General features: G+C 44.7%; 17 protein-coding genes. 7 read left to right on the top strand and 10 right to left on the bottom strand.

Annotated elements, in window-relative coordinates:
* Window positions 1-71: 71 nt before the first annotated feature.
* Genes VOA_RS03995 through hinT form a run of 5 tightly spaced genes read right to left on the bottom strand, consistent with a single transcriptional unit; the run spans window position 72 to window position 3744 of the window.
* Window positions 72-920, bottom strand: coding sequence for a phosphotransferase (locus tag VOA_RS03995; RefSeq protein ID WP_001062363.1), 849 nt, complete (start codon window positions 918-920; stop codon window positions 72-74).
* A 27-nt stretch (window positions 921-947) separates the two neighbouring features.
* Window positions 948-1538, bottom strand: a complete 591-nt coding sequence (gene lpoB / locus VOA_RS03990) for a penicillin-binding protein activator LpoB (protein WP_000750165.1) — start codon at window positions 1536-1538, stop codon at window positions 948-950.
* A 27-nt stretch (window positions 1539-1565) separates the two neighbouring features.
* On the bottom strand, window positions 1566-1955 hold the full coding sequence (locus VOA_RS03985) for a YcfL family protein (protein ID WP_001261385.1): 390 nt from the start codon (window positions 1953-1955) through the stop codon (window positions 1566-1568).
* Window positions 1955-3373: a COG3014 family protein gene (locus tag VOA_RS03980; RefSeq protein ID WP_000248743.1), complete on the bottom strand. Its 1419-nt coding sequence runs from the start codon at window positions 3371-3373 to the stop codon at window positions 1955-1957. The genes VOA_RS03985 and VOA_RS03980 overlap by 1 nt, the downstream gene beginning before the upstream one ends.
* A gap of 20 nt (window positions 3374-3393) precedes the next feature.
* On the bottom strand, window positions 3394-3744 hold the full coding sequence (hinT, locus tag VOA_RS03975; protein ID WP_000807124.1) for a purine nucleoside phosphoramidase: 351 nt from the start codon (window positions 3742-3744) through the stop codon (window positions 3394-3396).
* 259 nt (window positions 3745-4003) lie between these two features.
* Here hinT and VOA_RS03970 point away from each other — a divergent pair, with 259 nt between their 5' ends.
* A complete protein-coding gene (locus VOA_RS03970; RefSeq protein ID WP_032468373.1) occupies window positions 4004-5995 on the top strand; it encodes a methyl-accepting chemotaxis protein in 1992 nt (663 codons plus the stop codon).
* 158 nt (window positions 5996-6153) lie between these two features.
* Complete coding sequence (locus VOA_RS03965) at window positions 6154-7305, top strand: DUF1887 family protein (RefSeq protein WP_000974443.1); 1152 nt, start codon at window positions 6154-6156, stop codon at window positions 7303-7305.
* Between the two features lie 82 nt (window positions 7306-7387).
* Here VOA_RS03965 and fadR read toward each other — a convergent pair whose 3' ends face one another.
* Window positions 7388-8227, bottom strand: coding sequence for a fatty acid metabolism transcriptional regulator FadR (gene fadR, locus VOA_RS03960; protein ID WP_000234816.1), 840 nt, complete (start codon window positions 8225-8227; stop codon window positions 7388-7390).
* A 647-nt stretch (window positions 8228-8874) separates the two neighbouring features.
* On the opposite strand from fadR, the gene nhaB reads away from it, so the two are divergent.
* Together nhaB and dsbB are read left to right on the top strand one after the other, a co-directional pair.
* A complete protein-coding gene (gene nhaB / locus VOA_RS03955) occupies window positions 8875-10467 on the top strand; it encodes a Na(+)/H(+) antiporter NhaB (protein WP_001132259.1) in 1593 nt (530 codons plus the stop codon).
* A gap of 79 nt (window positions 10468-10546) precedes the next feature.
* The gene (gene dsbB, locus VOA_RS0118595; protein ID WP_032468374.1) at window positions 10547-11068 is read left to right on the top strand and encodes a disulfide bond formation protein DsbB; all 522 of its coding nucleotides are present in this window, start codon (window positions 10547-10549) and stop codon (window positions 11066-11068) included.
* 51 nt (window positions 11069-11119) lie between these two features.
* Here dsbB and VOA_RS03950 read toward each other — a convergent pair whose 3' ends face one another.
* Together VOA_RS03950 and lrp are read right to left on the bottom strand one after the other, a co-directional pair.
* The gene (locus VOA_RS03950; RefSeq protein WP_000471966.1) at window positions 11120-13954 is read right to left on the bottom strand and encodes a DNA translocase FtsK; all 2835 of its coding nucleotides are present in this window, start codon (window positions 13952-13954) and stop codon (window positions 11120-11122) included.
* 177 nt (window positions 13955-14131) lie between these two features.
* Complete coding sequence (lrp, locus tag VOA_RS03945; RefSeq protein WP_000228498.1) at window positions 14132-14626, bottom strand: leucine-responsive transcriptional regulator Lrp; 495 nt, start codon at window positions 14624-14626, stop codon at window positions 14132-14134.
* A 156-nt stretch (window positions 14627-14782) separates the two neighbouring features.
* Between lrp and ald the strand changes: the two genes are divergently transcribed.
* Window positions 14783-15907 (top strand): alanine dehydrogenase, encoded by a 1125-nt coding sequence (gene ald, locus VOA_RS03940; protein ID WP_000583507.1) that lies wholly within the window; start codon window positions 14783-14785, stop codon window positions 15905-15907.
* 41 nt (window positions 15908-15948) lie between these two features.
* Here ald and VOA_RS03935 read toward each other — a convergent pair whose 3' ends face one another.
* Window positions 15949-17148, bottom strand: coding sequence for a methyltransferase (locus tag VOA_RS03935; protein WP_000555728.1), 1200 nt, complete (start codon window positions 17146-17148; stop codon window positions 15949-15951).
* A gap of 62 nt (window positions 17149-17210) precedes the next feature.
* Window positions 17211-18185: an HTH-type transcriptional regulator CysB gene (gene cysB / locus VOA_RS03930; RefSeq protein ID WP_000776221.1), complete on the bottom strand. Its 975-nt coding sequence runs from the start codon at window positions 18183-18185 to the stop codon at window positions 17211-17213.
* A 288-nt stretch (window positions 18186-18473) separates the two neighbouring features.
* Here cysB and VOA_RS03925 point away from each other — a divergent pair, with 288 nt between their 5' ends.
* Window positions 18474-19238, top strand: coding sequence for a hypothetical protein (locus tag VOA_RS03925; protein ID WP_001020610.1), 765 nt, complete (start codon window positions 18474-18476; stop codon window positions 19236-19238).
* A gap of 67 nt (window positions 19239-19305) precedes the next feature.
* Complete coding sequence (miaE, locus tag VOA_RS03920; protein WP_032468375.1) at window positions 19306-20082, top strand: tRNA isopentenyl-2-thiomethyl-A-37 hydroxylase MiaE; 777 nt, start codon at window positions 19306-19308, stop codon at window positions 20080-20082.
* Window positions 20083-20092 lie beyond the last annotated feature (10 nt).

Below are 20092 nucleotides of genomic sequence, written 5' to 3' on the forward strand. Positions count from 1 at the left end.
TATGAAAAAGCAGCCCACTCATATGGCAAACTTAACCAAAAGCATTGGTCAAAACCAAGTTAAATGATGTGCTAGCTTAAAGCCTGTTCAATCAGTTGTGCTTGCTGCAAATAGATCTCCTCACCCCACAATTGATAAGCGAGTAGATACCAGAGCATCGCCATCATGGCGGCGCGTGGTTGCCACGCTTGAACACCCTCCACCCAATCATCGATGCCCGATAGTTCACGAAGTTGGCAATAACGGAAAACCACATCAAGTGCTTTTTCTTCTGCCACATCAATACTCAGGGCTAAATCAATGCGCGGATCGGCTAAGGCTGAGTATTCCCAATCTATCACTCTTGGACCTTGCGCGGTCTTCACCATGTTGTAACCCGCCAAATCAAAATGACAGAGTACCTGTCCGACATCGGCCAGATTTGGGACTGAACGCCACTGCTCATACAGCGCTTTCACCGCTTCTGTTTTCAGATCTTCACGAATCTGTAGCCAATAGTGATCCACTCGGCCAAGGTAGTTAAATGGGGCAACAGGAATTCGGTGAATATCTAACTCATGAATACATATTTGAGTTTTCAATACCTGATCAAACGGGACACCGTCACGAAGTGATTCCCCGTCAATCCACTCCACTAGCAGCCCTTGCTCATTAATCATTTCAGCTTTAGGCCCAATATGATCATGCTCAATCGCTTTGAGGATTTGGTATTCCTGAAATCGGGAGATAGAAAAAGCTTTGGTGATGGCCGTTGCTGGTCGCCACACAAAAGCACGATCGCCCGTGGTAATTTTCCAGCAACGGTTGGTGAGGCCTCCTGTTAAGGTCTGCGCATAATCAGGAGGTACAGAGAAGAAAGGAGTCAACGACAAAAGTGATGGGTCCAACGAGCTTGCTTCACGCCATGCAATCTTTGCCATTACCAACTCCTTCTCTGTGTGGATGTTTTACAAACCCAATAAGCTCTTTGATTGTTGCTTACGAATTTCGGTTTCATCAGCCCATTCAATCAAGCCCGTTTGTAAGTCCATCAAACGCATCGTCATCTTGTAGTAGACGTCTTTATCACTGCCATCATTTTTCACAATACTAGACAGGTTGCCGTACAACATATATTGAGCACCGACCATCTTACCAAATTGAATCGCTGTACTTTGATTGACAAGTTCATCATTGTTTTGAAAGTTCAATTGATCACGTACCGCTTCTACGCGATCCATGTCTACAAAACGGAATTTACCTGAGTTAAGCATTTTGGTACTGATGGTATCGGTAATCGATTCGGTATCGATATGCTCACTGGTTTTATTCTTGATACGCTCAACAAACACAATTGGGCGGCCATCGCGAGTAATCGCAGAAACAGATCCTGACATCATCATGCTGTCGACCATTTCAGCCGCGATTTTTTGCAGATCGGTTGAACCGAAGTCAACATTAACCGTCTCTACCGCTTGTGCATCACCGTAACTAACTTTATTTGAACATCCCCCTAAGATTACCGCCAAACCTAGCAGGGCAATAACACTCTTTTTCATTGTCATACCTCTTAAAACTTATGTTTTTTATTCATTATTTTCGCGAATCTGGACGCGGAACTGCTTGCCATTCGGGTTTACCGAGACCTCAGTCAGTGACACGGTTTCCATGCCTCGCAAAATGATGGTTTTCCATGGGCTTAACTTAGTGTTCACTTCAAGCCCATCATTGTCATACCAGTAAAAGCGATACTGGACATTCAGATCACTTTTTTGATTGCTCTGCAGACGAACCACACCACGAGTGTGCCCATCCACGGTCGTTGTTGCGATATCTTCAATGCTCAGGCTTTTGCTTAACACACTGTCATTGAATAATACTTGTTGTGATGCACCATCAACTCGCAAACCTGCGGTATTCGCACTGCATCCCACCAACAGTAGACCTGTTAATACTGCTAATAGCCACGTTCTCATTACCGTATCCCTAGTTGTTTATGCCAAATCGTCACGTTGTTACTTTGCCTTGATAGCCAAACTAACGCAGTGCCATTCTCTGGAACATGAAAGGTATAGTGAGTACCTGCAATATCCAGCACTTGATCACCCGCGTTCACCACTTGAGTAACGGTATTGACAGCCGCGGGCAAAGTTAACCAGCTGCGCGTATCCGGCTGCTCGGTTAGGGTATTCCATATATTAAAGACTAAATTAGCCACATCCTCTTCCTGCGTAGCTTCCTTACGCAGTTGATCTTTTGCCACTACACGTAATGCTTGGCGCAGCACTAGCGTTGGCATCTGCTCACTCAGCGCCTGCGTTGCCATTAAATTGACATCGGTAACTGGCATTGGCTGCATACTCACACCATTCAGAGTAAAAGATGCACTACTGGGCGTCACTGACTGCGCATAATAAGGTAAAGCCAGAGAATACAACGCTGCGTTACCACGACTGTCATAAAGCGGTAAAGAGAGTCGCCATTCCTGCTTAGGTTGCACTATTCCCTGTTCTTCAATCACGATGACTCGTGCTTGAGAAGACGCCAAGCGCTTGGGTTCACCATATTGCTGCTTCAACAATTTGAGGTCCTGCTGCATACCAAGCCGAGCTGCGACTCTTAATATTCCATCAATAACGGCTGGATTATTGGGTGCAACAGCCAATGCTCTGCGGTAGTCCACGTACGCAGAGTTCAAATCATTATCTGCTTCATAAAGCAATGCTGAAAGATAGAGCAAGTAACCATTCTGCACCGCTTGTAAGCTCTTACCTGCATCTGGGTATTGAGCAAGCACACTGCCTAAATTGGGAGACACCCCTTGGGCGCGCATGTCTTGTTCCGCTCTCGCTAGCTCTTGTTCACGCCGCTTTTTGGCCTCTTCTTGCACTTGATTAGCACGGCGCATCTCAACTAACGCTCCATCAAGGTCATTATTGCGTACATAGTTCAAACCTAAGTACAGGTGCAAAAAGCCCAGCTCATAATCGGCAGGTTCATACTCATTGAGATTATCATTAACCGCAAGCGATCCCACGCTGGTCGAGGTACTACTGATGGAGATAATCGCCCTATCTTGTTGCTGCTTCACCACTTGATCAGCCACGGACAAACTCTGCTGACTTTCAACGTACTGCTGGTTTAAAAAGTAGACACGACCTTTTTCAAGGTTATCCAATACATCACCAGCAACATAATCAGGCAACAATTGCGTTGCTTGTTGATACTGCCCAGCCGCAACAGACTGATACAAAGCATTATTTTGCGCACTGTAGTGGCTAAAAAGATTGCCAGCGGTGAGATTGGCACACCCTGCGAGCAGTAGAGATGTCATGGTCAGAGTGATGCAGCGTATAGGAAGCTGTTGGTATCGATACACTTTATAGTTCACCATTCGACATCATTAAAATTCATTTAGCCCATTAGCAGAGGGCCGAGGGGGCGACCACCAACCAAGTGCATATGGATGTGATAGACTTCCTGACCACCATGTGAATTGCAGTTCATGATCAAGCGGTAACCGTTTTCTGCAATTCCTTCTTGCTCGGCAATTTTCTTTGCCACTGTAAACATACGCCCAAGCGCAAGCTCATCCTCCACCACTACATCATTCACAGTTGGGATCAACTTATTAGGAATGATCAAGATATGGCTAGGGGCACGCGGATGAATGTCTCGAAATGCGGTCACCAAATCATCTTGATAAAGAATATCGGCTGGAATTTCTTTGCGAATGATTTTGCTGAAAATGGTTTCTTCCGCCATGACGTACTCCATACAAAGGTTTTGATTGAGAATTTTTCTGGCTTGAGTATGCGTCAAGGCATACTAAAGCTCAATAAAAAACACCGTACAGTTAAAAGAACCTGAGCAAGCTCACTGGAGAAAGGTTGTTTTTGCTGTATCGGTCATAAAACACAATTCCCAATCTCAATACAATCGCGATTGTTTTGTTACTTTTTTAAGACAAATTTGTCTTTGATGAATTCTAATAACAATGAGTGATGTTCGAGGGAGAGAAAATATGCAGGGTTCCGTTATCAGGCGAATGTATGCGGGGTTTGCGTTAATCATTATCATGTTCGTGGTGACCGTTGCGATCATGCTGCGAGGGATGAGTCAAATCCATAGCAATTTTGAAAGTGTTTCAGAGACAGCGCTACCCTTAGTATCGCTGTCAAACCAAACCAGTGTTCAACTGTTATCTGCTGATAAATCGTTTAAAGACTTTCTTACCACGCAAGATACTGAACGCATGAGTGAAATGCGTCAGGCATTTTCTACTTCCAAGCAAAGATTCCAAACAGTACTTGACGAGCTGAGCCAAGCCAGTCAAAACCACCCTGAACTCGAACAACCTATCGCGGAATTAAAACAGCTTGAGGCGCGTTATTTCAACGAGGCTGACCTTGCGATGAATAACTATCAAGCCATGTTTGCCGCGCAAGCTGCGGTGCAAAAATCCACTCGAGAGTTTCAACGCCTACATTCTGAATTGAGTATTGGTATGAAGGAGTTTGTTGATAACAACGACAGCATCTCCGTTAAAGTGATGGCCAAAAGCTATTTCATCAAACTCAAAGATGCGGAAGTCATTACCTCAGACGCACTAGCGAGCTCAGACATTGCTTTCGTGGAAAAAGCAGTCAACCTTAATAAAAAAGCGGTCACTCATCTTAACTACGCCTATCGTGGGCTAGTCACTCAGTTACCTCAGTTGAAGGAACGTTTTGAAGAACCCGTGGCAAAATTCACCCAAGATATTGGCCAAAAAGGTGGTGTGCTCGATCAACACGATGAATACCTACAAGCTCGTGCTGCACTCTATGACAACATTGCCAATCTTGCCCGCGAGATAGATAAAGCAATGACAATTTTGGGGGCGTTTAACCAAACCGCCACCGATGATCTTAATCAATCACTGACTGAAGCGGGTTCGGTATACCAACAAGGCACCATCAAGGCGATTATTATTGGCATTGCTGTCGTCCTATTAGCGACTGCGATTGGGTATCATATCGCGCACAGTGTGCGTGAACCGGTCACTAGGATCCTGCGCGCGCTGGAAAGCTTGACTCAAGGGAATATGACTCAACGCATCGAGATCCGTTACAACAACGAATTCAGTCGCTTAAGCCGCCATATCAACACGCTTGCTGACAGCTTGCATGATATTTTAGTGAAACTAAATAGTGCTTCTGATGATTTAACTGCAACCGCCTCCAATAACCAAACGACTTCGCTCAGTGCGCAAAATAAATTGAATAGCCAACGTGAACAAACTTCTAGCGTAGCGGCTGCAATGACCGAAATGGCGCATTCTGTACAAGAAGTCGCTAACAGCGCTCAAAACTCATTAGCCATGGTACAACAGGTGGAAACTGCGTCTGAATCAGGTCGCCAAATCATGAGTAACAATATCAGCACCATCCGCCAGCTTGAAACACGCCTGATTGAGTCAGTTGAAGCAGTCGGTGATCTTCGTAAGATGAGTAGCCAAATCGGTTCGATTTTGGATGTGATCCGTAATATCGCTGAACAAACTAACCTGTTAGCACTCAACGCCGCGATTGAAGCTGCACGCGCAGGTGAGCAAGGCCGTGGTTTTGCAGTGGTAGCAGATGAAGTTCGCGTGTTAGCTCAGCGCACTACCCAATCGACTTCTGAAATTGAATCGATGATCAGTAACCTACAAACGAGCTCGTCATCTGCGAGCAAAGTGATTGAAAGCTGTATGCAAGATATGGAGATGTCGGTTGAACAAGCCTCGCACGCCAACAGCGCGATGGAAGAGATCCAAGCACTGATTATCGAAATCAGCCATATGAGTACACATATCTCTCAAGCCGCTGGTGAGCAAAACGAAACCACAACCTCGATAGCGCGCAGTATTGAAGATATCAATCACATCTCAGATGAGAGCTATCGAGCTATGTCTCAAATCGCACAAACCAGTGCGAGTCTGACAGCATTGGCTAACCAACAAAGTGAATTGGTACATCGTTTCAAACTTTAGCATTAGCTAAGTCTTTGTACCTTTCGTGTCAATTTTTTCGCAAAGAGCGACTTTTAAATCGAGTCGCTCTTGTTTTTTCATCCCCTCATCGTTATATGAGTAACAAAGCTTGCGCCACTTTTCTCTCCACTCATGCAAGCAAATCATGAGGAAACTTTATGGCTATACATGTAGGGATTATCGATCAGGATCCAGTTCGCTTAGTCACACCACTGCTCGATCATCGAACCGTTAGCCGCCACATCATTTTTATCGGCGACAAGTCCCAAACGGTAATTTTTCAACGCCTTAGCGATGTTTTAAACAAACGTAATATTACGACTGATTTCTTTGAAATCCCGGCAGGGGCTAACACTTCTGCCATTAAAAGTGCGATTCGTGAACTGGCTGAATCGCTCAAAGCACGTGGAGAAGAAGTTAAATTCAATGCAAGCTGCGGCTTACGACATCGATTACTCTCAGCCTACGAAATTTTCCGCAGCTACCGTTGGCCCATTTTTGTGGTTGAGCCCAACAGCGACTGTCTATGTTGGCTTTATCCGGATGGCAACCAAGACACTCAAGTTCAAGACCGTATCACAATTGCCGATTACCTCACTATTTTTGGTGCACGAGGCGAATTTAATGAGCACCAACTACCACCACAGCTCGATAAGCAACTATACGAATTAGGCGAGCGTTGGGCGGGTAACGCTTTAGAATTGGGGCCAGGGCTTGCCACATTAAATTACTTAGCGACCACTTGCCGTAAAGAACAACGACTGGATGTTGAACTTTCTGATAAACAACAAGGTTATCGCGAGTTAAACCTTCTGCTGACCGATCTGGTTGAAGCGAATATCGCCACTTATGAAAATGGTATCCTTACTTTCAGCAATGAAGAGGCTCGCCGGTTTTCCAACGGCGAATGGTTAGAAACTCTTGTGCACAGTACCGTTAAACAGATTCAAGATGACCTACCGACCATTCAAGATCGCTCGCTTAACGTACAAGTTTACCGCCAATTAGGGGACAGAGAAGTCCGTAATGAGCTTGATGTCGCTACCGTTGTAAACAATAAGCTGCATATCATTGAATGTAAAACCAAAGGCATGCGAGATGATGGAGACGACACACTGTATAAACTAGAATCACTCCGCGACTTACTCGGAGGTCTACAGGCACGCGCTATGTTGGTGAGTTTCCGTCCATTACGCCATAACGATATCACTCGTGCGGAAGATCTCGGTTTAGCCTTAATCGGTCCAGAAGAACTTAAAGATCTCAAAACCCATTTAACACAATGGTTCAAAGCTGCGGGTGGTAACTAATCCCATAACACCTGAGACCTTTGAGGATAATGGTGAAAAAAAGCCCGCGATGCGGGCTTTTTTGCTGAGTGAGTAGACTCAATTAGCAATCGTCTTCTGTAAAATTCGATGGCAAAGTCATTTTCATCTGATGCCAAATGTGACCACTCGCAATCCCATATTGGCGAATAACATGAGGCAATTGCTCACGCTCACCACTTTGGCAGACAGCGAGCAGTTGACGGTAAAACTCCATCGCCAACTCGCGAGCTTCTGGATTGGAGAAGTAGTAGCTCCCAACTCGGTCATAGAGCTTTTTCAATCCGTTAAAAATCAAACCATATATCTGGTTACCAGAGTGGAACGCCAAGCGTTGGAACAGCATGTAATCATAAAAGTTGAACGTTTTTGCAATCAGAATTTCTTGTCTCTTAAGTTCATCTTTTTCGTTATCTTCTTTAACGTGCTGCTGAATTTTTTCCGCATATGGAGAGGCAGTAATGAAGGCATCCCAAGATGGCGCGTTCACCAAAGCCTCACAAGATTCGATGACATTAATCATAATGCGTTCAGCACTTTCTTTATTCAGCTTAAACGCGTAACGCATGAAAATAGGACTGATGTTGGTTCTTGCAGCCAAAAGATCTTCAACAATACTGGTGGCATTGTCTGCATCAAGTGTCATCAAAGTATCCAGAATATGTAACCCAGAGGTTTCCATAAACTGATTTACCTTTGTGGGCTTACCATGTTGGATAGTGAGCCAACCATCACGAGCCAAGCGCTGCAACACTTCACGTAATGTTGTTCGTGTAACCCCAATCAGTTCTGAAAGCTCACGCTCTGCAGGCAAGATAGAACCCGGTGGAAAACGGCCGTTCCAAATACTCTCAATAATATATTTCTCAGCGAAACCCGCTGGGCTTTTTGCCTTAATGACCATTAATGACTTATCCAATTCTTGTTTTATTTGGGTCGAATGGCACTCATCATACCACTACTTAGTACGACTCGAAAACCAAGCATCGATAATCTTGTCACAAAGCGAACATAGTGTAATTACTCTAATTTAACTTAGATGAACCAATCTGATCATTTTATGCAGAAGGTGAAGCTGAAACATTTTTCCAAAATAAAAAATGCACAAAATGCTTGGAATAACAGGAAGGCAGCTCACAGTCTGTCATTCCCTTTTAGCAAAATAAACTTACTCCAAAGAGGTATTTATTCCGAGTTAAGATGTTTTAAATTCTATTTCATCTAACCCACAGCTTCTAAATGAATTTTTTGGCCGCTTTGTGTTATGCTTACGCCACTTAGATCGCGTTTTTTAACGAAAGTTTAGTGAGTTTTTATCATAATGATATTTGTTGTTGACTATTATGTAACGGCAAGTACAGTTGCGGTCAAAGTACGGAGTGCTTGTTTTTCTCAAGGAGTGACTTGGTAAGAATATAATCCATTTAATACTTTTATTTTCTTTCCAAATCACAGTTGATGAAGATTTTGTCTAAACACTGAGTCCGATATTTTCGTGATAACAGGCACGACACAGAGTCTATCTATAACAACAGTTTAAGAGTAATTCCCATGCCGATGTCCCTCGGAAATGCGTTTATCAAGAACTTCCTTGGTAAAGCGCCTGATTGGTACAAAGTTGCCATCATTTCTTTCCTCATTATTAACCCAATCGTCTTCTTCTTTATCAACCCTTTCATTGCTGGTTGGTTGTTGGTAATTGAGTTCATATTTACTCTAGCGATGGCTCTAAAATGCTATCCACTGCAGCCCGGTGGTTTACTTGCTATTGAAGCGATAGCGATTGGAATGACAAGTCCTGAGCAAGTCAAGCACGAGCTTGTTGCCAACATTGAAGTGCTACTGCTTCTGGTGTTCATGGTGGCAGGTATCTACTTTATGAAACAGCTACTGCTGTTCATCTTCACCAAGATCTTGTTAGGTATTCGCTCTAAAGTTCTGCTTTCACTCGCCTTTAGCGTCACTGCGGCGTTTCTTTCTGCCTTCCTTGATGCACTGACTGTAATTGCGGTCATCATCAGCGTTGCTGTCGGCTTCTATTCGATTTATCACAAAGTAGCGTCAGGGCAAAGCATCCAATCTTCTCACGATCATACTCACGATGAGAGCATTCCTGAATTAACTCGTGATGACCTTGAAAACTATCGAGCGTTTTTACGTTCGCTTTTGATGCACGCAGGCGTGGGTACCGCACTTGGTGGTGTAACAACCATGGTGGGTGAACCACAAAACTTAATCATTGCGGATCAAGCTGGCTGGCACTTCGGTGAGTTCTTAATTCGTATGGCACCAGTGACTCTGCCTGTTTTTGTTGCAGGTATGCTGACATGTATGCTCGTTGAGAAGCTCCGTCTGTTTGGTTATGGTGCCCGCTTGCCGGCTAACGTTCGTCAGATCTTGCTCGATTTTGATTCTGAAGAACGTAAAAACCGCACTACACAAGATGTCGCCAAATTGTGGGTACAAGGTGCGATTGCGGTGTGGCTGATTGTCGGTTTAGCCCTTCACCTTGCCGCAGTTGGCCTAATCGGTCTATCCGTAATTATTCTGGCAACGGCCTTTACAGGCGTGATAGAGGAACACTCTCTTGGCAAAGCGTTTGAAGAGGCCTTACCCTTTACCGCTCTGTTAGCAGTTTTCTTCTCAATTGTGGCAGTAATCATCGACCAAGAACTATTCAAACCCGTTATTGATGCTGTGCTGAATGTGGAAGACCACGGTACACAGTTGGCGTTGTTCTATGTCGCTAACGGCTTGCTCTCCATGGTGTCAGACAATGTATTCGTTGGTACTGTGTACATTACTGAAGTAAAAACGGCTCTCACGGAAGGCTTAATTTCTCGTGACCAATTTGATTTACTCGCAGTCGCTATCAACACGGGTACCAACTTACCTTCTGTAGCAACTCCAAATGGTCAAGCTGCATTCTTGTTCTTGCTAACTTCGGCTTTGGCACCACTGATCCGCCTCTCTTATGGACGGATGGTCGTGATGGCTTTTCCATACACCTTAGTGCTTTCTATTGTGGGCTTGATGGGAATTATGTTCCTACTCGAACCGATGACTGAGTTTTTCTACAATTTAGGCTGGATCAGCCACCATGTCGCTCCTGCAGTAGATACTTTGCTCCAAAGCGGCCACTAAATTTCTGTTGAACCTGAAACTATTCCAAGATAAAAAGCTCTGACTATTCAGAGCTTTTCTTTTTAACAAGGATCTATCTGTGCGTTTATTATCCTCTCTTAAATCGTTTTCCCAATCGCGACTCTCTTGGCTATTGCTACTGGCTTTTGTCGTCTTCTTCACCCTATGTGCTATGTATTTCCAGCATGTCATGTTGCTCGCACCATGCGTAATGTGCATTTATGAACGCATCGCAATGCTAGGTATTGGCGTAGCGGCCATGATTGGCGCTATTGCCCCGCAAAACCCGATCGTACGTTGGTTAGGTTTTGCGGCTTGGGGAGCGAGCAGTTACAAAGGCTTGACTCTGGCGATGGAGCATGTGAACTACCAATTCAATCCTTCACCATTTGCTACCTGTGACCTGTTTGTCACCTTCCCGTCATGGGCTCCATTAAATCAGTGGGCTCCCAATCTGTTTGAAGCGTATGGTGATTGTAGCAAGGTGGTATGGCAATTTTTGACGCTTTCAATGCCTCAATGGTTAGTGGTTATTTTTGCTGCTAACTTACTGGCATTAGGCGTGTTCATCATTGCGCAAGTAGCCAAAACATCGCGCTAACGGATCCATATTAATGACTAAAAAAGGCGCTTTAAGCGCCTTTTTTGTTTTTTAATCACGTACTGGTGCAGGAGCCAATACATCACGGTTTCCGTTATGCCCCGGCGCGCTGACAATACCCTGAGCTTCAAGTTGCTCGACAATCCTCGCCGCTCGGTTGTAACCAATTTTGAAGCGACGCTGCACACCAGAGACAGAGCCTCGACGCGTTTCAACAATGTGTTCAACCACTTGATCAAACAGTGGATCTAGCTCTTCATCAGACTCCATCTGCTCACCAGGCAGCATAGCGTCTGGGCCATGATCCCCTTGGATAATTTCACTGATGTAGTTAGGCTTGCCTCTTGCCTTCCAGTTATTGACCACCGCATGCACATCATCATCCGAAGCAAATGCACCATGTACACGAATCGTATGACTTGAGCCAGGAGGCAAATAAAGCATATCCCCCATACCGAGTAGAGACTCTGCACCGCTTTGATCCAAAATCGTCCGTGAGTCCGTTTTTGTAGAAACGGTGAAAGCAACACGAGTCGGAATGTTGGCCTTAATCAGACCTGTAATCACATCTACCGATGGGCGTTGTGTTGCCAAAATTAGGTGGATACCCGCGGCACGAGCTTTTTGTGCCAAACGAGCAATCAGCTCTTCAACTTTTTTACCCACTACCATCATCAGGTCAGCAAACTCATCGACAACGACCACGATATAAGGCAATTTTTCAAGCAATGGAGGTTCACTGTCCATACTATCGCCCTCTTTCCAGAGAGGATCATAGATTGGATGTCCAGCTTCAGCGGCCATACGTAACTTATCATTAAACCCTTTGATGTTACGCACACCCAGTACTGACATAAGCTTGTAGCGACGTTCCATCTCTCCCACACACCAGCGCAGTGCGTTAGATGCATCCTTCATATCTGTCACAACTTCCGCTAAGAGATGAGGAATACCTTCATAGACAGAAAGCTCCAGCATTTTCGGGTCAATCATAATAAAACGTACATCTTCAGGAGATGCTTTGTACAGCATACTCAGAATCATGACGTTAACGCCGACCGACTTACCAGAACCCGTGGTACCCGCCACCAGCACGTGAGGCATTTTTGACAAGTCAGCTACCACCGCGTCACCTGCGATGTCTTGTCCAAGCACTACGGTGGTCGGGGATTTAGACTCTTTAAATTGTGGGCTTGCAATCACATCGGACAGATAAACCGTCTGGCGTGACATATTTGGCAATTCAAGCCCAACATAAGGTTTGCCAGGAATCACTTCAACCACTCGAACTGCCATAGCTGAAAGCGAGCGCGCTAAGTCCATCGACAAGCTAGAAATTCGGCTGACTTTCACACCAGGAGCCAAGTCCAACTCAAAACGGGTAATCACAGGGCCTGGGAAAATATCCACCACCTGAGCCTGAATTTTGTAATCCGCTAACTTCGATTCAACCAAGCGTGCGATCTCTTCCAACGCGTCACGATCAATAAAATTTTCACGTTTTTCTGGATGATAAAGCAGCTCCAGTGTTGGCATTGGCTCTGTTGGCTTAGGTAGATTAACGGCTTTTTGCACTAAGAATGGATTCTGTTTTGCAATAGCGCTGGCTTGCGCTTCAGCGACTATGTTTTGGAATGCAGCGACATCACTATCCTCAGACTCTTCTTCCTCCTCCCATTCAGTATCAATGGATTGAGTTGAGATAACCGGAGGCATTTCATCCACGTCATCGTCATCGGACCAGCTTAAGTTCGAAATACTCGGCTCAACCTCTTCATCTTCAATGTCAATATTGAATGAGTGGCTAAAGCTTTCAGCCCCTGTCTCATCATCTTCACCGATCATAATATTTGTCGATAGCGTTGAGTCCGTAGAAGCTACCAGTGAAGAGCCAGATACAGCCTCAATTTCCTCATCGGCATAATCATCAACTAAACGAGCTTGTTGATCGAGCTCCTCAATAGTCGCATTCCACTGTTGAGTACGTGTTGAAACTATGGGTTCAAACTGGGTAGGCTGAGCCATTACACGTGGTTGCGGTTGCACAAACTCATCTTGCGGTTCAATTCGAACCTCTGGTAAAGCTCGTTCTTCAGGCATATGTATGTTGAAACGGCGAGAATGGAGTGCGGGTTCTTCCTCTTCAACTTCTGGCTCCGTCACCAATGAGAATGACGGTTCAGGCTCTTCCTCTGGTAACTCTGGTTTCACCAAAGCAGGGGTAACACGCTCAGTTTTTTCACCTCGTAGGCGGTTAAATAACCCCACAAAAGTGGCAATGCTGCGCTCACCAATCCATTCCACAATACGCAACCAAGAAATTCCTGTTAACAGCGTGAAACCGGCCCCCCACAAAAAAAGCAGCACCAGTGTCGTACCTAACAGATTGAGGATTGGCAAAGCTAGACTAGTAAGAACATCCCCGATCACACCACCAGATGAAAAATACCAAATATCATCAAAGTTAATATCCGCCAAACCACAACTGGTCAGTAAGACTATCGTTAAGCCAAGTAAACGGGTTCCCCATAACGTGAAATCAATAACCTCACTTTCATCACGTTTGCGTAATACCACCCACGCAGCAAAAGCAATGATGAAAGGTAATGGATAAGCGAGTGAGCCAAAAACAAAAAATAGTGTGTCCGCCAGCCAAGCTCCGACTAAGCCACCCGCATTGTGAATATCCGCACCCCATGCCGTTTGTGACCATGATGGATCGGCGGGGTTAAAACTGAAAAGACCAACAGCAAGAAAAATAGATGATAAGAAAGCTAAGATCAGCCCGCTTTCCTTAAGACGTTGTGAGCCATTGAGTCGAGGAGAAGATGCCTCTTCACTCGTTTTGATAATGGTTTCGACTTTATTTTTGTTCTCTTTGAACATAAACCAACTTGACTATGATTAAGGCCATCATGCGCATCACTATACGCAGTTTCATGGCGTTGAAACAGTCCGAGCGGCCAATGCCGCTCGGTTTGTTTGGAGATTTAACCATATCAAAAGCAAAAACCCAATTCGCGAAAGTCAGAATGTGGAAAGATCTCCAACATTCGCTTTTGGTTAGCGAGTTTTAATCACTAATTGGTTGGTTTGCTTCACTTCTTCCATGACCACATAAGTTCGAGTGTCATTGACCCCTGGTAGGCGAAGCAGGGTGTCACCTAGCAAACGACGATAGGCCCCCATATCCGATACTCGGGTTTTCAATAGATAGTCAAAATCACCAGAAACTAAATGACATTCTTGAATATCATCCAGTTTCTGTACCGCGGTATTAAACTGTTCAAATACATCGGGCGCACCACGATTTAACGTAATCTCAACAAACACCAACAGTGACGCATCCAAATATTGCGGATTCAATAGTGCGGTATAACCGGTAATGAACCCTTGACGCTCGAGGCGACGAACACGCTCAAGACACGGCGTAGGAGAAAGACCCACGCGTTTTGATAATTCTACGTTTGAAATTCGACCGTCTTTTTGCAATTCATTCAATATATTGCGATCAATACGGTCTAAGTCCTTAGACGGCTTCTTATAACTATCCACCATTTTTTATTCCACCTTATTACTTCCTTGCAAAAAAATATACTACAACTTTTTAATATTCAGTATCAAATTTTTTACACTAGTCACTATACTAGCAACAAATTCGATAGAACAACCCTACATATAGTCAATACAACCAAATTAATCTAAGGAGTTAGGATGATCATTGGCGTTCCTAAAGAAATCAAGAACCACGAGTATCGTGTGGGCATGATTCCAGCCAGCGTGAGGGAACTCATCTCACACGGACACCAAGTTTACGTAGAAACAAATGCCGGTTCCGGCATCGGCTTTTCAGACGATGATTACATCGCTGTAGGCGCATCCATTCTTCCTACCGCTGCAGACGTCTTCGCGAAAGCAGAGATGATTGTAAAGGTCAAAGAACCTCAAACTGTAGAGCGGGCCATGCTCAAAGAGGGGCAAATTTTATTTACTTATTTGCACCTCGCTCCAGATTTTCCACAAACTGAAGAGCTAATCAAGAGCAAAGCTGTCTGCATAGCCTATGAGACTGTAACAGATAATATGGGTCGCTTACCACTACTGGCTCCTATGTCTGAAGTTGCAGGCCGGATGTCCATTCAGGCCGGAGCTCAAACATTAGAAAAATCTCGTGGCGGTAGCGGCCTACTGCTCGGTGGCGTACCTGGCGTTGCTCCAGCAAAAGTTGTTGTGATCGGTGGCGGTGTCGTTGGTGCCAACGCTGCACGCATGGCAATTGGCCTACGTGCAGATGTCACCATCTTAGATCGCAGCATCGATACTCTACGCAAGCTTGACGAAGAGTTTCAAGGCCGTGCTAATGTGGTTTACTCCACCACAGACGCCATCGAAAAATATGTTTTAGAAGCGGATCTCGTCATCGGTGCGGTACTTATCCCCGGTGCAGCGGCTCCTAAACTGGTGACCAAACAACATATTCAACGTATGAAACCTGGCTCAGCCATTGTCGATGTAGCCATTGACCAAGGCGGCTGTTTCGAAACTTCTCACCCAACAACTCATGCTGAACCTACCTACATCGTGGATGATGTGGTTCACTACTGTGTAGCAAATATGCCCGGAGCGGTGGCTCGCACTTCTACTTTTGCCCTTAATAACGCCACGCTACCATATATCGTGAAACTCGCCAATAAAGGCTACCAAAAAGCCTTACTCGAAGATGCCGGATTTTTAAAAGGCCTCAACGTAATTCACGGAAAAGTGACTTATAAAGAGGTTGCTGAAAACTTTGGTCTTGAATATATCGAACCAACCAAAGCCATCGCGATGTTTAATTAATCGCTCAGAGAGCCGATTTCATCGGCTCTCCCCTCTTAACGTCAGCGCCAAGCATTAACCACTAGATTACGCGGGGTCACTTGACGCTCGCAAAATTCACTCACACTCACTTGATAACCACTCTCTTGTAAATAAAGGGCTTTGTCTAGTACCAACCACAGCTCCAAAAGTCGTCGAAACCCCTCTTGTACCAAGCTCACTCGTTCCATCTGCCAGAAGCGCAGCAAGCCAGTCTGCTCAAAGTGAGCAACATTAATACCCTTAAGGTCTAAAACAATGCCCTTTTCTTTGATGACCCATGCACAAAATGCGGCAAACCCGAGACTCAATTGCGATTTTTGAATGCTTGGGACAGGAACATACGATGAGTAGCCAAACTGATTACTCAGCAAAGCATCAAAACCTAAACGATAAACCATCTCTTGCTGACGATGCCGCTTGACTCTGTCTCCACCGGTCACGGTTTCCTGAAGTGGCAAACGCAATTCTTTGCGAGTAAGTTTGAGCGCGGATCGCTGCGCAACGCTCGACATAGGCTGATAATGCTCATGATGAGTTAAGTGATAGCAACATGGGGAGAAACTGATTGCCTCAATACCAGCTTGAGTGGCGTATTGCAGCATTCGAACATGTAAGTCACCACATGCATGCAGAGCAACAGCGTGTGTGGTCGGTTCAAACAGGGCTACCGAGCGGTGATCAAACGCATCACCTTGCACAAAATGCATGGGTAATTGAAGTACATCAGCCTCCTGCTGACCTGATTGACATAGTTCAGCTTGATATTCAAAACTCACCACCGGTTGCTGACTTACACTCGCGAGAACTCGGCCTAAATAGCCCTTGCCAGCACACCACTCTAACCACTGTTTGCCTTGATGGTGAGTCATCAGAACTTTACCTATCGCTTCAATTTGCTGCCATTTCCTCCCTGGAATCCCTTTATCAAAATGTTTAGGCAACACAAAAGAAGAGATGAGAGATGGCTTATCTATCGTGATCGCACGTTTGATTTCAGCAATAGAAGGAAAAAAAAACATCAAAGTCTGGGCTAAGCACTCCGGATTTTCTTTGTATTGTTCAATTTCTTGAAAACTTAATGAGTTAAGCCATTCGTCCAGAGCAGGATGCTGTTCTGCCCAAGGCAATACTCCCGCTCGGCAAACATGGAACGCCTCGTAGCGCCAAAAGGGTTGAGTCTGAGTTAAAAATGAGTCGAGTAAAGTGAGTTTTGAGTGCATGCATCCTCCCAATGGGCGAGCCATTTTAGGAGGAAGCACAACGAAGGGAAAGTAAAAGCGCGTTAACGGACAGGCAGATCGATATCTTTGAACATTTCAGCAATTTCAATATTGGATTTGAGAGAAATTGCTTGCTCAACCACCGGACGAGTGAGATGTGGTGCAAAGCGCTCCATGAAGTCAAACATATAAGAGCGTAAAAAAGTACCGCGGCGGAAACCGATACTCGTTGTGCTCGCACTGAAGATATGGCTAACATCAATCGCGACAAGATCTGTATCCTGCTTTTTATCCACAGCCATACTAGCGATCACGCCAACACCAATCCCCATTCGCACATAAGTTTTTATCACATCCGCATCCGTTGCGGTGAACACAACTTTAGGGGTCATACCCACTCGGTTAAATGCACTATCTAGCTCTGAACGACCTGTAAAGCCAAATACATAAGTGACGAGCGGATAAGTGGCCAAATCTTCAATAGTCACTCGCTCTTTCTTCGTCAGTGGGTGATCTTTAGGCACTACAATCGAACGATTCCAGTGGTAACAGGGCAGCATAATCGCATCTTGATAAAGGTGTAATGCTTCAGTGGCAATCGCGAAATTAGCAGTACCTTTAGCAATTGCTTCCGACATTTGAGTTGGCGTGCCTTGATGCATGTGCAAAGAAACTTTTGGGTAACGTTTCGTGAAACCTTTAATTACTTCAGGCAACGCATATCTGGCTTGAGTGTGTGTCGTTGAAATATTCAACGTGCCCATCTCTGGGTGAGTGTGCTCGGCTGCAACTGCTTTGATGCTTTCCACTCTGGATAAGATCTCAGTCGCAATTCGCACGATATGTTCACCCGCCGGAGTGACCTGTGTTAAATGTTTACCACTTCGTTCAAAAATCTGAATGCCAAGTTCATCTTCTAACAACCGAACTTGCTTACTGATCCCTGGCTGTGAAGTGTAAAGGTTTTCTGCGGTCGCAGACACATTCAAATTGTGATTGACCACTTCCACAATGTACTTTAACTGCTGCAGTTTCATCTTCTTCCCATATTCCCTTGCGGTTTGTTGCCACATAAACACATATTTTATAATTATTAGTTATAACGTTTCGGCACGACAATTCCTAGCCTTTATCGAAAGAAGCGTGATTTGAATATTCTGTGTTTTGCGGATTCGATGAAAATTTTGCCACGCAGCACTCAAACTCATCGTGGGAAAGCAGTTTTTGCTTGATAAAACAGGAATAATCAACAGAGTAAATTGTCGGGATTACATCGAGCGTGTATCCTTAATCGTTAGCCATTCAAAACTGAAGATACGGATTTTATGAATATAGGTTTAATCATTGCTCTGGTGGCCATTTTGCTCATTTTGGTGCTTGGCTATAACATCATGTTGCAATACAGGGTGAAAGTAGAAAGTGCTAAGAAGCAAGAGTCTTCGCGTTTTGTTACGATCATTGATGCAACGGAGGACTTGATTGGTAATGCTCACCACCTACCCTTCAGTAAAGAGCTTCTAGTCTGCTTGAATAATCGTATCCTCGATGCTCTGCAAAGCATGTATGAGCTAGACCCTAAGAACAAACAACTGGCTCAGCGCATCGAGAATATGAAGGGACAAATCAACCTTCTTCAGCAAAACCACTCTGGTGGTGAGAGCACAACATTCAAAGTGCCCAGTAGTGATAAACAAGCCATCATCATGCTCAAACTCGTTAAACGACTGCGTGACACAATTCGAAGTGAGCACAATAAAGGTCGCTTTGAAACTCAAGCTTATGTGGCAGAAAACGCTCGTTTAGAAACCATCCAAATTCGAATCAACATTGAAAACGTGATTAAGCGAGCGAATGATTCTATTTTGCGTGGGCAACCGGGTACGGCGATACAGTTGCTACGTAAAGGGATTGATGTGTTAGCTTCTAAAAATGACAGCTACTCGAATCAAGCACGCGAGAAACTGCAGACCATGTATGATGAGCTTGAACAGAAGCGCCAAAACAAAAGTGCTTCAGACCTTCAACAAATTGAAGAAAATGAGCGCAAAAGTGACATGGACGTACTCTTTGGCGAAAAGAAAAAGTGGTAACATACCGCGCAATATTGACTTGATTAACCTCAGGCCGCTTATGCGGCCTTTTTATTAAATAGTGACCATGATTCATTCTCCCGCAATCCAACAACTTCTCGTACCAATACATCAATTCCTGCAATGCCCAACACCGGATGCTTGGATCTCCGAAGCTCGTAGACCTGAGAATCTACGCATATTGCTGCTAGATCATTTACTGTGTGAGCTGAAAGCCGGCCAATCGGCGATGTTTCTGATCCGCAAATATGCCGTGGATAAAGAGAGTGAGCTATCGTTATTAGATTGGTTTAAACCTTACGAAGATTTTACCTATCGAGGTATTGGAGATCTCGATTCATTGAAAGGCAAAAGCCAAATATCCAAAGCCATTATTGCCAAGTCTAACTCGCCTTACAGCCAAGACTTAATCGACAAAATGGTACTGCTGATTAAAGAAGAACTGCACCACTTCTATCAAGTTTTGGAAATCATGCAAACACGCAATGTCGAGTATGAATCCATTCCTGCCAGTCGTTATGCGAAAGGACTTCTATCGAATATGAAGACGCACGAGCCACAGACGTTAATTGATAAATTGATAGTAGGCGCTTACATTGAGGCTCGTTCCTGTGAGCGCTTTGCCAAACTGGCTCCATTCCTCGATGAGGAAATAGCTAAGTTTTATGTTTCTCTGCTTCGCTCTGAAGCTCGCCATTATCAAGACTACTTACAGCTTGCTGAACAAATTGCAGGCCAAGATATCTCAGAGCGAGTCGCCTACTTTGGAAAAATCGAAGCAGAACTTATTTCTAGCCCAGATAATGATTTTAAGTTCCATAGTGGGATTCCTTCTTTCAATTAGCTCCCCAAAA

The sequence above is a fragment of the Vibrio sp. RC586 genome (assembly GCF_000176715.1).
GTDB lineage: Bacteria > Pseudomonadota > Gammaproteobacteria > Enterobacterales > Vibrionaceae > Vibrio.

Bases quoted from the DNA above. Each gene is read 5' to 3' on its own strand.
- VOA_RS03995 (WP_001062363.1), bottom strand. From the start codon at position 920: ATGGCAAAGATTGCATGGCGTGAAGCAAGCTCGTTGGACCCATCACTT.
- lpoB (WP_000750165.1), bottom strand. From the start codon at position 1,538: ATGAAAAAGAGTGTTATTGCCCTGCTAGGTTTGGCGGTAATCTTAGGG.
- VOA_RS03985 (WP_001261385.1), bottom strand. From the start codon at position 1,955: ATGAGAACGTGGCTATTAGCAGTATTAACAGGTCTACTGTTGGTGGGA.
- VOA_RS03980 (WP_000248743.1), bottom strand. From the start codon at position 3,373: ATGGTGAACTATAAAGTGTATCGATACCAACAGCTTCCTATACGCTGC.
- hinT (WP_000807124.1), bottom strand. From the start codon at position 3,744: ATGGCGGAAGAAACCATTTTCAGCAAAATCATTCGCAAAGAAATTCCA.
- VOA_RS03970 (WP_032468373.1), top strand. From the start codon at position 4,004: ATGCAGGGTTCCGTTATCAGGCGAATGTATGCGGGGTTTGCGTTAATC.
- VOA_RS03965 (WP_000974443.1), top strand. From the start codon at position 6,154: ATGGCTATACATGTAGGGATTATCGATCAGGATCCAGTTCGCTTAGTC.
- fadR (WP_000234816.1), bottom strand. From the start codon at position 8,227: ATGGTCATTAAGGCAAAAAGCCCAGCGGGTTTCGCTGAGAAATATATT.
- nhaB (WP_001132259.1), top strand. From the start codon at position 8,875: ATGCCGATGTCCCTCGGAAATGCGTTTATCAAGAACTTCCTTGGTAAA.
- VOA_RS03950 (WP_000471966.1), bottom strand. From the start codon at position 13,954: ATGTTCAAAGAGAACAAAAATAAAGTCGAAACCATTATCAAAACGAGT.
- lrp (WP_000228498.1), bottom strand. From the start codon at position 14,626: ATGGTGGATAGTTATAAGAAGCCGTCTAAGGACTTAGACCGTATTGAT.
- ald (WP_000583507.1), top strand. From the start codon at position 14,783: ATGATCATTGGCGTTCCTAAAGAAATCAAGAACCACGAGTATCGTGTG.
- VOA_RS03935 (WP_000555728.1), bottom strand. From the start codon at position 17,148: ATGCACTCAAAACTCACTTTACTCGACTCATTTTTAACTCAGACTCAA.
- cysB (WP_000776221.1), bottom strand. From the start codon at position 18,185: ATGAAACTGCAGCAGTTAAAGTACATTGTGGAAGTGGTCAATCACAAT.
- VOA_RS03925 (WP_001020610.1), top strand. From the start codon at position 18,474: ATGAATATAGGTTTAATCATTGCTCTGGTGGCCATTTTGCTCATTTTG.
- miaE (WP_032468375.1), top strand. From the start codon at position 19,306: ATGATTCATTCTCCCGCAATCCAACAACTTCTCGTACCAATACATCAA.